Annotated in this window: 15 protein-coding genes; 11 read left to right on the top strand and 4 right to left on the bottom strand. The window is 66.7% G+C overall.

The window, feature by feature from the left end:
* Positions 1 to 66 precede the first annotated feature (66 nt).
* Complete coding sequence (locus EV650_RS40440; RefSeq protein WP_166678253.1) at positions 67 to 207, top strand: hypothetical protein; 141 nt, start codon at positions 67 to 69, stop codon at positions 205 to 207.
* Here the strand turns inward: EV650_RS40440 and EV650_RS24250 are convergent.
* Entirely contained in the window at positions 204 to 1,025 is an 822-nt protein-coding gene (locus EV650_RS24250) for a class I SAM-dependent methyltransferase (protein ID WP_134121307.1), read from the bottom strand. The two genes, EV650_RS40440 and EV650_RS24250, sit on opposite strands and share 4 nt — an antisense overlap.
* Before the next feature lie 92 nt (positions 1,026 to 1,117).
* Positions 1,118 to 1,378: a hypothetical protein gene (locus EV650_RS24245; protein WP_134121306.1), complete on the bottom strand. Its 261-nt coding sequence runs from the start codon at positions 1,376 to 1,378 to the stop codon at positions 1,118 to 1,120.
* A gap of 82 nt (positions 1,379 to 1,460) precedes the next feature.
* Between EV650_RS24245 and EV650_RS24240 the strand changes: the two genes are divergently transcribed.
* The 6 genes from EV650_RS24240 (at position 1,461) to EV650_RS24215 (ending at position 6,658) form a co-directional block, all read left to right on the top strand.
* On the top strand, positions 1,461 to 2,414 hold the full coding sequence (locus EV650_RS24240; protein ID WP_134121305.1) for a GlxA family transcriptional regulator: 954 nt from the start codon (positions 1,461 to 1,463) through the stop codon (positions 2,412 to 2,414).
* Positions 2,411 to 2,830, top strand: coding sequence for a GNAT family N-acetyltransferase (locus EV650_RS24235; RefSeq protein ID WP_134121304.1), 420 nt, complete (start codon positions 2,411 to 2,413; stop codon positions 2,828 to 2,830). The genes EV650_RS24240 and EV650_RS24235 overlap by 4 nt, the downstream gene beginning before the upstream one ends.
* 112 nt (positions 2,831 to 2,942) lie before the next feature.
* Positions 2,943 to 4,013, top strand: a complete 1,071-nt coding sequence (locus EV650_RS24230; protein WP_166678252.1) for an acyltransferase family protein — start codon at positions 2,943 to 2,945, stop codon at positions 4,011 to 4,013.
* 57 nt (positions 4,014 to 4,070) lie between these two features.
* A complete protein-coding gene (locus tag EV650_RS24225; protein WP_134121302.1) occupies positions 4,071 to 4,766 on the top strand; it encodes a PadR family transcriptional regulator in 696 nt (231 codons plus the stop codon).
* A 144-nt stretch (positions 4,767 to 4,910) separates the two neighbouring features.
* Positions 4,911 to 5,891 (top strand): ATP-binding cassette domain-containing protein, encoded by a 981-nt coding sequence (locus EV650_RS24220; RefSeq protein WP_134121301.1) that lies wholly within the window; start codon positions 4,911 to 4,913, stop codon positions 5,889 to 5,891.
* Positions 5,891 to 6,658 carry an ABC transporter permease gene (locus EV650_RS24215; RefSeq protein WP_134121300.1) on the top strand — a complete coding sequence of 256 codons (768 nt, stop codon included), beginning with the start codon at positions 5,891 to 5,893 and terminating at the stop codon, positions 6,656 to 6,658. The genes EV650_RS24220 and EV650_RS24215 overlap by 1 nt, the downstream gene beginning before the upstream one ends.
* Here the strand turns inward: EV650_RS24215 and EV650_RS24210 are convergent.
* Positions 6,650 to 7,714: an adenosine deaminase gene (locus EV650_RS24210; RefSeq protein ID WP_134121299.1), complete on the bottom strand. Its 1,065-nt coding sequence runs from the start codon at positions 7,712 to 7,714 to the stop codon at positions 6,650 to 6,652. The two genes, EV650_RS24215 and EV650_RS24210, sit on opposite strands and share 9 nt — an antisense overlap.
* A gap of 103 nt (positions 7,715 to 7,817) precedes the next feature.
* On the opposite strand from EV650_RS24210, the gene EV650_RS24205 reads away from it, so the two are divergent.
* The 4 genes from EV650_RS24205 to EV650_RS24190 all read left to right on the top strand — a co-directional run bounded on the left by EV650_RS24205 (position 7,818) and on the right by EV650_RS24190 (position 13,609).
* Entirely contained in the window at positions 7,818 to 8,888 is a 1,071-nt protein-coding gene (locus EV650_RS24205; RefSeq protein WP_134121298.1) for a PDDEXK nuclease domain-containing protein, read from the top strand.
* Positions 8,889 to 8,964: 76 nt separating this feature from the next.
* Positions 8,965 to 9,969 (top strand): zinc-dependent alcohol dehydrogenase family protein, encoded by a 1,005-nt coding sequence (locus tag EV650_RS24200; protein WP_134121297.1) that lies wholly within the window; start codon positions 8,965 to 8,967, stop codon positions 9,967 to 9,969.
* Between the two features lie 69 nt (positions 9,970 to 10,038).
* Positions 10,039 to 11,835: an ABC transporter ATP-binding protein gene (locus EV650_RS24195; RefSeq protein ID WP_134121296.1), complete on the top strand. Its 1,797-nt coding sequence runs from the start codon at positions 10,039 to 10,041 to the stop codon at positions 11,833 to 11,835.
* Positions 11,822 to 13,609, top strand: a complete 1,788-nt coding sequence (locus EV650_RS24190) for an ABC transporter ATP-binding protein (protein WP_134121295.1) — start codon at positions 11,822 to 11,824, stop codon at positions 13,607 to 13,609. The genes EV650_RS24195 and EV650_RS24190 overlap by 14 nt, the downstream gene beginning before the upstream one ends.
* Positions 13,610 to 13,617: 8 nt before the next feature.
* On the opposite strand, the gene EV650_RS24185 is transcribed toward EV650_RS24190, so the two are convergent.
* Complete coding sequence (locus tag EV650_RS24185; protein WP_134121294.1) at positions 13,618 to 14,088, bottom strand: nitroreductase family deazaflavin-dependent oxidoreductase; 471 nt, start codon at positions 14,086 to 14,088, stop codon at positions 13,618 to 13,620.
* Positions 14,089 to 14,172: the final 84 nt, after the last annotated feature.

The following is a 14,172-nucleotide window of genomic DNA, read 5'->3' as shown; positions in this document are numbered from 1 at the left end:
GATTACCCATGGAGGGGGGTTGTGGCGGACGGTAGCGTCGGGGGCAACAGAGTTTGGGAGGCCCTGATGGGGTTTGTTAAGACGTTGGTGAAGGGCGCCGTGGTCGCCAAGCTGGTGCAGGTTGCGCAGCGTGAGCTGAGCAAGCCGGAGAACCAGCAGAAGATCAAGCAGGCATTCCAGAAGGTCCAGCAGCGCCGGGCTCACTAAATGGGTTTGTGCGCCTGCAGGGTGTAGGTGCAGGCCAGACGCTGCGGGTTCTCCGTCAAGCGCCACTCGCCGTCGGCGTCCTCGGTCATCAGGCCGGGGAGGGCGTTCCACGGTGCGCTGTCGTGCTCGGCGAGGGAGTCGAAGACCAGTCCGGCCTGTTGTAGGGCGGTGATGATCTCGGCGAGCCCGTGGTTCCACTCGTGCGTGACGGTGGTGGCGAACTCGGCGTCGGTCTCGACGTACGTCCCGCCCTCGTCCCACACGATCGGCTCCGCGGTCTCGAAGTACGGGAAGCGCACCTTGGGGACCTCGGGGCCGGCGTCCAGCGCCCACAGCATCGGGTGACCCTCGCGGGTGAACAGTCGCCCACCGGGCTTCAGCAGTCCGGCGACGACGTGCGCCCACCCTTGAATGTCAGGCAGCCAGCACAGCGCCCCGATCCCCGTGTAGACGAAGTCGTACGACGCTGCACCGAGCACCTCCACCGCGTCGTACACATCGGCCACGTGGAAGTCCACCGACAACCCGATCCGCTCCGACAGCGACCGGCCCTGCTCGATCGCCGGCGCCGAGAAGTCCAGCGCACTCATCCGCGCCCCGAGCCGGGCGAGTGACACGGTGTCGGTGCCGATGTGGCACTGCAGGTGTACGCCGCGTAGCCCCCTGATCTCACCGAGCCGCGGCCGGTCGAACCGGACCACTTCGCTCAGGTACGACGGGTTCGAGACGAACTCCTCGACGTGGTAGCCGGGCGAGGCCACGTGCGCCGGCACCCGCTCGTCCCAGTTGGCCCGATTCACATCCAGGTAGTCAGTCACACGGTCGAGGGTAGGTGAAACTCCACCCTCGAGGACGTTCCAGCGGGCGTACTGCGGGCGGTCACGAACGCGACCGCCCCCAGCTGGCGAAATCAGGCCGCGTGACGGCCGTGGTGGAGCAGGCGGGCGGTGCGAATGGTCTGCACGCTCGCGGTGGTCGAAGCAGGCTTGTTGTTGAAGGGCTTGGCCGCAGCGCCGAGGGCGAGCAGGTCGAGCTTGGTCCGGGCCACGTCACGGTCGTCGGAGTTCCGCGACACAAAGGTCCCTTCCGGACCCGAGTGGCGCTTGTTGCTGATCTCCAGAACCGCGATGACGGCCAGCACGAGTACTACGAATGCGATGTATCCGGTCATGGCAGTAATAATGCCACCCAACAGATCCTGCCACTAGTGGCACTATTGACATAGTCCGACAAATTACTGCCATACTGTCGGCATGCTGCAAAAGATCGCTGTCGTCCTGATGGAGGACGTCGCACTGTTCGAGTTCGGCGTACTGGCGGAGGTCTTCGGCATCGACCGGACCGATGACGGTGTGCCCCCGTTCGACTTCAAGGTGTGCTCGACCAGCCCGGGTGAACCCCTGCAGACGAGCAGCCACTCCCAGGTGATCGCGCCGTACGGGCTGGAAGAGCTCGAGGACGCGGACCTGATCGGCATCCCGGCGACCACGTGGCGGCATGAGTACGACGAGCGGATCCTGGATGCACTCCGGAAGGCGGAGGCCCGCGGGGCGATCCTGCTCACGGTGTGCTCGGGTGCGTTCGTGCTCGGAACCGCCGGGCTGCTCGACGGCCGGCCGTGCACGACCCACTGGCGGTACGTGAAGAAGTTCATGGAGCAGTTCCCGACCGCGAAGCTGGACGCGGACGTGCTGTTCGTCGACGACGGCAACATCATCACCAGCGCCGGTACTGCGGCCGGAATCGACGCCTGCCTGCACTTGGTCCGCCGCGAGCTCGGCAGCGCGGTCGCGACCCGGATCGCCCGCCGGATGGTCGTCCCACCGCAACGCGACGGCGGCCAGCGGCAGTACGTCGAGGTTCCGGTGCCGGAGTCGTCCGGCGAGAGCCTGCAGCCGGTGCTCGACTGGATGGTCGACAACCTCAGCACCGACCACACCGTGCCCGCACTGGCCAAACGAGCCCAGATGTCCGAGCGGACCTTCGCCCGCCGCTTCGTCGCCGAGACGGGTACGACGCCGTTGAAGTGGGTCACCACTCAGCGCGTACTGCGCGCCCGCACCCTCCTCGAACAAACCCGGATGGGCATCGAGCAGATCGCCTCCGAATCGGGATTTGGGACGGCCGCCTTACTGCGGCACCACTTCCGTAGAGTGGTGGGCGTGCCGCCACAGGATTACCGCCGTACGTTCCAGACCGCCGGATGATGGTTGCCTATCGCAACGCGGCGCCCTCGGATGCCCTTGCGGTACTGGCGTTCTGGGCCGGTGCCGCTGAGGATTCCCATCGCCCGCCGGACTCGCCCGACGCCGTACTGCGGCTGATCGACCGCGATCCGGAGGCGCTCATCCTTGCCGTAGACAACGATGTTGTCGTCGGCTCGATCATCGTCGGGTGGGACGGATGGCGTTGCCATCTGTACCGCCTCGCGGTCGCGCCGACGCACCGGCGGCAGGGCATCGGGCGTGAACTGGTCGCCCGCGCCGAGGCCCGCTTCACGTCGTACGGCGGGACGCGGGCCGACGCGATGGTGCTCGACGACAACGAGCAGGCGCACCGAGTCTGGTCGATCGCCGGCTACGCGCCCCAGCCGGAGTGGTCTCGCTGGGTGAAGCCGCTCTGAAGGTGACACCGCACACGTGTCACCGCTGACGGCTGACTGCTCGATTTGCGTCGCCACCCCCTTGGGCCCCTAGGGTCACGAGGGGGTAACGAGCGACGTAGATGGAGTGAGTGTGACGACGCCGGACCGTCCCCCGGTCAGGACTGGACGCAGGCTGAGCTGGGACGTGATCCGCGTGCTGGCGGTGCTCGCGGTGATCTTCACCCACGTGACGTACCAAGGCCCGTTCCTGCACCCCGAGCTCGGCGCACCGCTCGGCCGGTACCCGTTCCAGGTCGGCGCCAGCATCCTGCTGGTGATCAGCGCGTACTTCGTCTGCGTGACGATCCGGAAGGGGTCGACGTACCGCTGGTTGTGGCGGCGAGTCTGTCGAGTGCTCCCGCCGTACCTGGTCGCTGTGCTGTTCACCTACACGGTTGTCGTGCTCTTCGGACCCACCAACTGGATCCTGCCGACGCGGCGCGACCTGTGGGCCAACCTGACGTTGGCGGCCTCGTTCGACCCGAGCATCCAGCTCATTGACGGCTCGTACTGGACGCTGCCGCTGCAGCTGATGGCCTTCGCTGCAGCCGCTCTGCTGTGGCCGCGCGGACTCGGGACGCGGATCACCACTCTGCTCTGGATCATGATCATCGCGCCGGTGGTGCTGCAGTGGAACGACCGGATCGGCCAGAGTCCGCTCTGGGTGCAGCAGACCTGGAACGGTCTCGGTCTGCATCGCCTGCAGCTGTTCGCGATCGGCATCGCGATCTGGCTCTGGTCGCAGCGGCGGATCGGCGTACTGCACCTCGGGGCTCTGCTGGTCGCGACCGTCTTCGCCCAGCACGCACACACCTCGGACCTGCCTTCGTCGTTGGGGATCGGGTTTCTGCTGGTACTGGTCGCCCTGGCTGCACGCGGCCCGGACTGGACGGCGTTCGCGCGCTTCCGGCGGCCGATCCAGTTCCTGGCGCGAATCTCGTTCGGGCTCTACCTGCTCAACCAGGTGGTCGGCTACCTGATCGCGTACCGCCTGATGGAGCTCGGCGCGGGCCGTCTTACCCAGATCACCGGCGCCGTGATCGGCGTGATCGCGCTGGCCTGGCTGCTGACGAAGTACGTCGAGGAGCCGGCGTATCGCGCGTTGGCGGCGCTGCGGGTCCGCAGGCTGGGAGCTCGCGCGTTCGCCCGGCTGAATACTTGACATCGGATACCCGTCGCCTAATACTCGATTTCGAGTAATCGAGATCGAGGAGGGGCGATGGCCAGACGCAAGGTGGGCAATCCACTCGCGTTCGCCGTGCTCGGGAGCCTGAACGAGCGGCCGATGCACCCCTACGAGATCTCCACGATGCTCCGGGCCCGCGGCAAGGACCAGAGCATCAAGATGAACTACGGCTCGCTCTACTCGGTCGTCGCATCGCTGGAGAAGCACGGCTTCGTCGAGGCGCTGGAGACGGTCCGGGAGGGCAATCGGCCGGAGCGGACGGTGTACCAGATCACCGACGCCGGGCAGGCCGAGTTCAGCGACTGGCTGTCCGAGCTGGTCGGTACGCCGTCGCGCGAGTTCCACCCGCTGGAGGCAGGCCTCGCGTATCTGCCCGGTCTGCCGCCTGATCGTGCCGTCGAGTTGCTGGAGCAGCGGCTCGCGGTGGTCGACGCGGAGATCGAGGAGACCACCGCGCTGCACGAGCACATGGCGTCGATGGAGTTCCCGCGGATCTTCTGGGTCGAGTCGGAGTTCCGGCTGGCGCTGCTGGCGGCCGAGTCGGCGTACGTTCACCAGCTCGTGGAGGAGATCCGCACCGACGAACTCGGCGGCTCGGAGTTCTGGCGGAAGGCCTGGAAGGTCTTCCTGGAAGAGGGAATCAGTCCTACCGAGCAGCTGAAGGATCCGGTCAAGTACTTCGGCCAGGAGTTCGCCTGGATGAAGGCGATGCCGCCGGAAGCACAGTAAAGATGCGGCCCTCGACCCAACGGTGCGGCAACACCAGGGTCAAGGGCCGCGGTTCCTCGAGTCGGTCCGAAGACCTGGCACCCAAGGCGCACCCATCAGGATAGCCAGCCCGGGCCGGCTCCCCGCACACAAGGGAGTCACCTGATGATCACGCATGCCCTCGAAGCGGTCGACCTGGTAAAGACGTACCCGGCCGGCCGCAAGAAACCACCGCTACGAGCGCTCGACGGTCTCACCGTCAGCGTTCCGGAAGGCGTCGTCCTCGGGCTGCTCGGGCCGAACGGCGCCGGCAAGTCCACCACCGTCAAGATCCTCACCACGCTGTCCCGGGCCGACTCCGGTACGGCGCGTGTCGCTGGGTACGACGTGGTCGCTCAGCAGGACCAGGTCCGGCGCTCGATCGGCTACGTCCCGCAGAAGACCAGCTCGGATCCGATGGCGACCGGTCTCGAGAACCTGGTGCTGAGCGGCCGGATCTTCGGTCTGTCCCGACAGGACGCCGTACGCCGGGCTGGCGAGCTGCTGGAGCGGTTCGGCCTGGCCGACCACGGCAGCCGAGCGGTCAAGACGTACTCCGGCGGCATGCAGCGCAAGCTGGACGTCGCACTCGGTCTGGTCCACCGGCCTCGCGTGCTGTTCCTCGATGAGCCCACGACCGGTCTCGACCCGGAGGCACGCGCCGACCTGTGGAACGAGGTCATCCGGCTGTCCGGCCAGGAAGGCCTGACCGTTCTGCTCACCACGCACTACCTGGAGGAGGCCGACCGGCTGGCCGGTCAGCTGGCGATCGTCGACCACGGCAAGATCGTTGCCGAGGGCACCCCGGAGGCGCTGAAGTCCGCGTTGCGCGGCGACTCCGTGCAGGTCGAGCTGGTCGACGCCGACCTCGACGGGTCGGTCCGCACCTTGCTGCAGCAGTTGCCCGGTATCGGCGAGATCGTTGTCGAGGGCAACACTCTGCGGGCACGCGTCGATCGCGGTGCGACCGCAGTTCCCGCCGTACTGGGAGCCCTTGAGGACAAGGCGATTCCGGTCGTCGCGGTGACGGTGTCGCGGCCGTCGCTGGACGATGTCTATCTGCAGCACACCGGTCGTTCGTTCAAGGTCGCTGAGGAGGCCGCGTGATGTCCACTCATACAGCTCTCGTCTTCGGTCGGTGGACGCGTGCGTCGTACCGGCAGCCGGCGCTGATCGCGTTCACGTTGATCCAGCCGGCGATCTGGCTGCTGCTGTTCGGCCAGCTGTTCCAAGGGGTCGTACGCATCCCGGGCTTCGGCGACTCGTCGTACATCGCGTTCCTGACGCCGGGGATCGTGATGATGACCGCGTTGATGACCAGCGGCTGGAGCGGTACGTCGTTCATCCAGGACATGGAGCGCGGCGTGATGGACCGGCTGCTCGCGTCACCGGTCAGCCGCGGCGGGCTGATGGCCGGGCAACTGTTGAGCAACGCGACCACGACGTTGATCCAGACGATCCTGGTGTTCGCGATCGGCTTCGCGGCGGGTGCGCGGTACGACGGCGGTGTCGGCGGTTATCTGGTCACGATCGTCGCGTCGATGCTGGTCGGGACCGCTTTCGGGTCGCTCTCGAACGCGGTCGCGCTGCTCACTCGGCAACAGGAGGCTCTGATCGGCATCTCGCAGTTCGTTTCGCTGCCGCTGACCTTCATGTCGTCGATCATGATCGACCCGTCGGTGGCGCCGCACTGGGTGAACGTCGCCGCCCGCTACAACCCGGTCGACTGGGCCACGATCGCAGCCCGCCAGTCCCTGGCCGCTGACCCCGACTGGTCCTCGGTATGGCGGCATGGCGCCTATCTACTGGCATTCACGTTGATCGTCGGATGGTTGTCGACGCGAGCTTTCAGGACTTACCAGCGTTCAGTTTGAGGCGTACCAAGGCTTGATGACGTTGTCGATCAGCGCGAGTCGTTCGTCGAAGGGGAGGAAGGCGGACTTCATCGCGTTGATCGCGAACCAGCGGAGGTCGGCGAGGTCGTACCCGAAGGCCTCGGCGAGCAGGGCCAGCTCGCGGCTCATCGACGTACCGCTCATCAGGCGGTTGTCGGTGTTGACCGTGACCCGGAAGCGGAGTTTGGCGAGCAGCCCGATCGGGTGCTCGGCGATCGACGCGGCCGCACCGGTCTGCAGGTTGGAGCTCGGGCACATCTCCAACGGGATCCGCCGGTCCCGGACGTACGCCGCGAGCCGCCCGAGCTCAGCCTTCTCGCCGGCCTCGTCGTACGTGATGTCGTCGATGATCCGTACGCCGTGCCCGAGCCGGTCGGCGCCGCACCACTGGATCGCCTGCCAGATCGACGGCAGCCCGAACGCCTCGCCGGCGTGGATGGTGAAGTGCGCGTTCTCCCGCTGCAGGTACTCGAACGCGTCCAGGTGACGGGTGGGCGGGTACCCGGCCTCCGCGCCGGCGATGTCGAACCCGACCACACCCGCATCGCGGTACCTGACCGACAACTCGGCGATCTCCATCGAGCGAGCCTGGTGCCGCATCGCGGTCAGCAACTGCCGTACGACGATCGGCCGCTCCGCAGTCGCCATCCCGTGCTCAAACCCCTCACGCACCGCATCCACAACCTGCTCGAGCGTCAGCCCCTTGTTCAGGTGCTGCTCGGGCGCGTACCGAATCTCGGCGTACACCACCCCGTCCGCCGCCAGATCCTGAACGCACTCGCTAGCCACCCGCTTGATCGCCTCAGCGGTCTGCATCACCGCAACCGTGTGATCAAACGTCTCCAAATACCGCTCCAACGACCCCGAATCCGCCGACTCGACAAACCACGCCCCAAGCTCGGCAGCATCCGCCCGCGGCAACGCATGCCCGATCTCCCGCCCCAACTCCAACACCGTCTCAGGCCGAAGACCCCCATCCAGGTGGTCATGCAAAAGCACCTTGGGTGCCGCGTTCAACTCCTCGGGCGTAATCATCCAGCCATCTTCGCAGGCACCCCAACCAATCTGCCCCGATCTGCCCCGAGAAGCCCCACGAAGGCCGTCGTGTCGCACACGTCGAGCCAGCCAGCCTGAGCACATGAACAACAAGACCCCGCGCTTCGAGAGCGCCCCGGCCCGATCCTCCCTCCCCGCCTGGTACCCCGAGCTGCTCGACAGCGTCTCCAACCACGTCGCCACCGGTCACCGACGCGCCGTCACCGCCGCCAATCAAGAAATGCTGACGAGCTACTGGTCGATCGGGCGCGACATCCTCGACCGCCAGAACGAGGAAGGCTGGGGCGCCAAGGTCATCGACCGCCTCTCAACTGACCTCAAGTCCCGCTTTCCCGGGGTGACCGGCTACTCGCCTCGCAACCTCAAGTACATGCGAGCCTTCGCGGCCGCCTGGCCGGATCCCTCATTTGTGCAACGCGGCATTGCACAATTGCCGTGGCGTCACCACGTCGCCCTGCTGGAGAAGCTCGGCAGCCCAGAGTTGCGATCCTGGTACGCCGCCGCGGCGGTCGAGCGCGGTTGGAGTCGGGATGTACTTGCGTTGCACATCGAGAGCCGGTTCCACCAGCGGGCCGGCAAGGCGGTGACCAACTTCGCGACAGCGATGCCGCCCGACGAGTCCGACCTCGCTCAGCAGGCGACCCGCGACCCGTACCTGTTCGACTTCCTCGGCGCGACCGACGGCTGGCGCGAGCGTGAGGTGGAGAAGAAGCTGGTGGAGCACGTCGGCAAGTTCCTCCTCGAACTCGGACAAGGATTCGCGTTCATCGGGCAGCAGGTTCGGCTCGAGCTGGAGGGCGAGGAGTTCTTCTGCGACCTGCTCTTCTACCACCTCGAACTCAGGTGCTACGTGGTTGTCGAGCTCAAAGCCGTCAAGTTCGACGCGTCGTTCCTCGGGCAGCTCGGCCTCTATATGGCTGTGGTCGACGACGTACTCGCGAAGGACGGCGACAAGCCGACGATCGGTCTGCTGCTCTGCCGGAACAAGAAGCAGGTCGTCGCCGAGTACGCCCTGAAGGGCTTCAAGGCGCCGATCGGAGTGGCGGAGTGGACGAGCGCGATCAACAACTCGCTCCCCGAGGAGTTTCAGTCCGCGCTGCCGAGTGTTGCCGAGTTGGAGGCCGAGCTGACCTCCGCCGCAGACGAGGACTAACCGGCGGCAGGGCCTGATTCCTGGGCGGGAATTGAGGGTGGGTGGGGGGTGGGCGCACGGTTGGGGGGTGGAGACGATGAAGAGTTATCACATTCAGTACGGCGGTGGGCTTGAGAGTCTGCGGTTGCGGGAACATCCGGTGCCGGCGCCCGGTCCGACCGAGGTGTTGGTGCGGATCTGGGCGAACTCGCTCAGTTCGCGGGAGCTGAACATTCTGCGCGGGCGCTATCCGCTGCCGGTCGCCGACGACATCATCGCTGCGTCCGACGGGGCCGGTGAGGTCGTCGCGGTGGGCGCGGAGGTGGATCGGGTCCAGGTCGGCGATCGGGTGATGGGGGTCGTGTTCCAGCGGTGGTTCGACGGCCGCTTCGATCTGGCGCACGCCGACCAGCTCGGCGGCTCACTGGACGGTCTGCTGACGGAGTACGCCGTACTCGATCAGGACGGCGTCGTACCGATCCCGGGTCAGCTTACGTATGAAGAGGCGGCGACCCTGCCGTGTGTGGCTGTGACCGCGTGGAACGCTCTTGTCGGCGGGCAAGGTCTGGCGCCTGGCGAACACGTACTGACCCTCGGGTCGGGCGGAGTGTCGCTGTTTGCGCTGCAGTTCGCCAAGCTGCTCGGCGCTCGCGTGATCGCGACCGCCGGCAGTGACGAGAAGGCGGCGCGGCTGACCGAGCTCGGCGCCGATGCGGTCATCAACCACAACCTGACGCCCGACTGGGCGAAGCAGGTACGTGAACTGACCGACGGCCGCGGTGTCGACCACGTCGTGGATGTGGCCGGGTCGCTGAACGAGTCATTGCGGGCCACCGCGACTGGCGGCGAGGTCGCGTTCGTCGGCTCGCTCGGTGGCGCTGACCCGATCGACGCGCGTCTGCTGTTCACTTCCTCGGTCACGCTGCGCCCGATCGCCTTGGGACACAAGGCGCACTTCCAGTCGATGAACGAGGCCATCGCCGCCGCCGATCTGCGCCCGGTGATCGATCGAGTCTTTCCGTTCGACGAGACTCCTGCCGCTTTCCGCTACTACCTCGACGGCGGCGGATTCGGCAAGATCGTGATCTCGCACGCGGCCTAATCCCTTGGTTCTGGTGCGATCCGGCAAACGTTCAAGATTTTCGTCGGTGGCGCGTGCCATGGTGAGCAGATGGTGAATCGGCTGCATCGTCGCCCCGAGTGGCAGTTCTTTGCCGTGCTGCCGCGCGCGGATTCGAAGCTGGCCACTACCTGGTGGGTGCTTCTGCTGGCGCGCGGCGTATTGCCCGCGGTTTTCGCGATCGCGATGGGCTGGCTGATCGGCGCGGTTCAGCACAGTACTGCGCTGGCCGCGCCGCTGACCTTGATGGGTACGACGTTCATCCTGCTGCAGGTGCTCACGCCGATGCACCAGGCCGTCAGCGCCAACCTCGGCAGCCGAGTGTCGGCGTACCTGAACGACAAGCTCGCGGAAGCATGCGTCGGACCGCCAGGGATCGGTCACCTCGAAGACCCGAGTCTGAGCGAGGATCTGACCGTTGCCCGGGAGTTCGATCACGGGCAGACCGGTCCGCCGATGTATCTGAACGTCGACTTCGTCGCGGGCAGCCTGGTCGAACTGGTCGGCGGTCTCGCGTCGGCGATCGTGCTGTTCGGTTACACCTGGTGGGCGCCGTTGCTACTCGTCGCCGCCTGGACGGCGACGCACTGGTTGCTGCGGGAGAGCGGCGTCTGGAAGGACCGGAACACCGCCGAGGTCCGGTCGGCGCAACGGCACGCGAATTACGCCTACGAGTTGGCGGTCGGCCCGGATCCGGCGAAGGAGCTGCGGCTGTTCGGCCTCGCCGACTGGACTGTGCAGCGCTTCACCGAGCGGCGTCGCCGGCTGTTCGAGTTGCAGTACGCCGCGACCCGGCTGCGGGAGCGCCCGATGATCTGGAGCCTGCTGATCATCGCCGTCGCAAACGGTGTCGTGTTCTGGTCGCTGGGTGCCGCGGCGATCGACGGTCGGCTGGAGCTCGACCGGCTCGTGGTGTTCGCCCAGGTCGCGATCGGTGTCGGCATGATCGCGTTCGGCGGGCTGAACTGGGCGCTCGACGGTGCGGCCGCGCCGGTTGCCGCCGTACAACGATTGGAGCCGGCCATGGCGCCGGCCGGTGCGTTGTCTCCTGGGACCCTGAGAGTTCCAGGAGGCGCTGTCGAGCTCGACATCCGGGGACTGAGTTTCCGTTATCCACATGCTGATCGGCCGGTTTTCGACGGGCTGGATCTGAAGATTCCGGCCGGTTCGTCGCTGGCCGTCGTCGGGCAGAACGGTGCGGGCAAGACCACGCTGGCCAAGCTGCTTTGCCGGTTGTACGACCCCGACTCGGGGACCATCCGCGTGGACGGCAGCGACCTCCGACAACTCGACGTCGACGCCTGGCGCGGGCGAGTGGCCGCCGTCTTCCAGGACTTCCTCAAGCTCGAGCTTCCGTTGCGGGACAACGTCGCACCCGCAGGTGCTCCGGAGGCGGACATCCGGGCCGCGCTCGCGGACGCGGGCGCCGCGGATCTGGCTGACCTCGACACCCGCCTCGCAACGGGGTACGGCGACGGCACCGATCTGTCCGGCGGTCAGTGGCAGCGCGTCGCGTTGGCGCGGGCGCTGTGCGCGGTCCGGCAGGGCGCGGGTCTCGTGCTGCTCGACGAACCGACGGCCCAACTGGACGTCCGCGGCGAGGCGGCGATCTTCGACCGGATCCTGACCGCGACCCGCGACGTCACCACGATCCTCATCTCGCACCGGTTCTCGACCGTCAGGCACGCCGACCGGATCTGCGTGTTGGAGGACGGTCATGTCGTCGAGCTCGGCAGCCACGACGAGCTGATGGCGCTCGGTGGGCGGTACCGGACGATGTTCGACCTGCAGGCGCAGCGATTCACGGCCGAGGTCGACGAGGAAGGGCTCAGCTATGACACGCTCTGACGATCTCCCCCGGGCACTTCCCGCGATGTGGCGACTCTGCAAGCTCGGCTACCAACATGAGCCGTGGCTGCTCGTCGCCGCGTTCGTGATGACCCTGCTGGCCGCAGTACCGGATGCCCTGCTCGCGTTGTGGCTCAAGATCCTCGCCGACGGAGTGCTGCACCACGACCGGCGTGCGGCGTTGCTGGCCGCGGGCGGACTCGCGCTGTCCGTGACCGCGACCTGGCTCCTGCGGACGTTGTCGACCCGGATCTCCCGGCGGTTCCGGGATCGCGTCACGATCATGCTCGAGGCCCATGTCGCCCGACTGCAGGCGTCCGTCGCCACGGTCGAGCACCATGAACGCCGCGACTACCTGGATCGCCTTTCGGTACTGCGCAAACAGGTGTTCGTGCTCGATCACATGTACATGTCGCTCTTCTCGACCTGCGGCTGGATCCTGCGGCTCGGTGTGACAGTTGCCCTGCTGATGTCGATCAATCCGTTGCTCGCGTTCCTGCTGGTGTTCGCGCTGCCCACGGTCCTCAGCTCCAGTTGGCGGCCGGGCGTCGAGCGTCGGATCGAGGAGCAGTACGCCGCTCACAGCCGACTGGCCGACCATCTGTTCAAGACGGCCACCACGCCCGCTCCCGGCAAAGAGGTTCGCGTCATCGGCATCGGGCGTGACCTCGTGGTGAACCGTCGCAGCGAATGGGAGCAGTGGTACAAGCCGATCGCGGCCGCCCGATGGACCAGTGCCGCGTGGCACTCGGCCGCCTGGGCAGTGTTCGGAGCGGCGTACGTCGGTGCGGTGTTGTACGTCGCGACCGGGCTACACGGCTCGGTCGGCAACGTGCTGTTGATCCTGGCGGCCGGTGCGCGATTGTCGTCGTACATCGGCGCAACTGTCGGCGAGATCGGCTTCCTGCGAGGGATCTGGCTGGACGGGTCGCGACGGCTGGTCTGGCTGGAGAACTACGCAGCCTCGTTCGACACCACGGCCGATCTGCCCGCACCCGATCGACTCACGGACGGCATCCGGTTGGAGCACGTGTCTTTCGCGTACGCCGGGTCCGATCGGCTGGCGTTGGACGACGTCGACCTGCATCTGCCGGCCGGCAAGGTGATCGCGGTCGTCGGTGAGAACGGGGCGGGCAAGTCCACTCTGGTGAAGCTGATCTGCAAGCTGTACGAGCCGACCGGCGGACGCATCCTGCTGGACGACACGCCTCTGGACCGCATACCGGCGGAGGCGTGGCGGCTCAAGATCGCGGGTGCGTTCCAGGACTTCTTCCGGTTCGAGTTCCGGGCCGGGCACAGTGTCGGACTCGGTGATCTTCCGCGGCTGGACGACGTACCGGCTGTCACGACCGCTGTTGGACGGGCTGGAGCGGAGGACGTTCTGGAGCGGCTCGAGTCTGGGCTGGACACGCAACTCGGATCGACTTGGCCGGATGGTGCGGAGGTCAGCTTCGGGCAGTGGCAGAAGCTGGCGTTGGCGCGTGGCTTCATGCGGGACCGGCCGCTCCTGCTGGTGCTCGACGAGCCGACCGCCGCGCTGGACGCCGAGACCGAGCATGCCTTGTTCGAGCGGTACGCGGCGGCGGCCAAGGAGAGTACGGACGGCCGGATCACGATCCTGGTCTCACACCGGTTCTCGACCGTGCGGATGGCCGATCGGATCGTCGTACTCGACGGTGCGCACGTGGTCGAGACCGGGACGCATGAGGAGCTCATGGCCCTCGACGGGCACTACGCCGACCTGTACCGGATCCAGGCGGCCGCCTATCACTAGTCGATCCTTCAGGCGTTGATCTTGAAGACCGGGACTCCGGGGGCGATGTGGTGGAGGACCTCGTCGGGGGAGGTCTTCGAGACGTCGCCGCCGAAGAATGCGCCGACCTCCCAGGCCCACTTCTTCAGGTACAGCCGCAGCGCCGGCAGCTTGTCCGCGTCGGCGAGCTCCTCGGCGTGGAACGTCTCGACCTTGCCGCCGAGCTGCAGCCGGCCCGTGCCGCTGGCCCGCAGGTTCTTCACCCACTGGGTGTGGCCGCGCGGGGCGACCAGGTAGCGCTGACCGTCGATCACCAGCAGGTTGACCGGCGTACTGCGCCATTCGCCGGACTTGCGGCCCTGGACCGAGAGCACCCGGCTGCCCATCAGGCTCAGACCGAGCTTCGTCATCCGGGCGACGATCTTGTTGAAGACCCGCATGCTGCCCTCGTTCGCGGTGATGACGCGCTTGCTGTCGTAGGTCTGCTTGTACTCGGTCATGGCGGCGATTCCTTCGGCTTTGCGAGAGCGGTGCTCTCTGTTGAGATCAGTGAATATCAGATCGCTGCTCACTGTCAAGAGCAG

Source organism: Kribbella kalugense (assembly GCF_004365875.1).
In the GTDB taxonomy this organism is placed as follows: Bacteria; Actinomycetota; Actinomycetes; order Propionibacteriales; family Kribbellaceae; genus Kribbella; species Kribbella kalugense.
Note: the sequence above shows the minus strand (reverse complement) of the source record. Positions and strands in the feature narration are given on the sequence as shown.

What these genes read in the sequence shown, in the direction of transcription:
- EV650_RS40440 (WP_166678253.1), top strand. Translation starts at nt 67, where the DNA reads ATGGGGTTTGTTAAGACGTTGGTGAAGGGCGCCGTGGTCGCCAAGCTG.
- EV650_RS24245 (WP_134121306.1), bottom strand. Translation starts at nt 1,378, where the DNA reads ATGACCGGATACATCGCATTCGTAGTACTCGTGCTGGCCGTCATCGCG.
- EV650_RS24240 (WP_134121305.1), top strand. Translation starts at nt 1,461, where the DNA reads ATGCTGCAAAAGATCGCTGTCGTCCTGATGGAGGACGTCGCACTGTTC.
- EV650_RS24235 (WP_134121304.1), top strand. Translation starts at nt 2,411, where the DNA reads ATGATGGTTGCCTATCGCAACGCGGCGCCCTCGGATGCCCTTGCGGTA.
- EV650_RS24225 (WP_134121302.1), top strand. Translation starts at nt 4,071, where the DNA reads ATGGCCAGACGCAAGGTGGGCAATCCACTCGCGTTCGCCGTGCTCGGG.
- EV650_RS24220 (WP_134121301.1), top strand. Translation starts at nt 4,911, where the DNA reads ATGATCACGCATGCCCTCGAAGCGGTCGACCTGGTAAAGACGTACCCG.
- EV650_RS24215 (WP_134121300.1), top strand. Translation starts at nt 5,891, where the DNA reads ATGTCCACTCATACAGCTCTCGTCTTCGGTCGGTGGACGCGTGCGTCG.
- EV650_RS24210 (WP_134121299.1), bottom strand. Translation starts at nt 7,714, where the DNA reads ATGATTACGCCCGAGGAGTTGAACGCGGCACCCAAGGTGCTTTTGCAT.
- EV650_RS24205 (WP_134121298.1), top strand. Translation starts at nt 7,818, where the DNA reads ATGAACAACAAGACCCCGCGCTTCGAGAGCGCCCCGGCCCGATCCTCC.
- EV650_RS24200 (WP_134121297.1), top strand. Translation starts at nt 8,965, where the DNA reads ATGAAGAGTTATCACATTCAGTACGGCGGTGGGCTTGAGAGTCTGCGG.
- EV650_RS24195 (WP_134121296.1), top strand. Translation starts at nt 10,039, where the DNA reads ATGGTGAATCGGCTGCATCGTCGCCCCGAGTGGCAGTTCTTTGCCGTG.
- EV650_RS24190 (WP_134121295.1), top strand. Translation starts at nt 11,822, where the DNA reads ATGACACGCTCTGACGATCTCCCCCGGGCACTTCCCGCGATGTGGCGA.
- EV650_RS24185 (WP_134121294.1), bottom strand. Translation starts at nt 14,088, where the DNA reads ATGACCGAGTACAAGCAGACCTACGACAGCAAGCGCGTCATCACCGCG.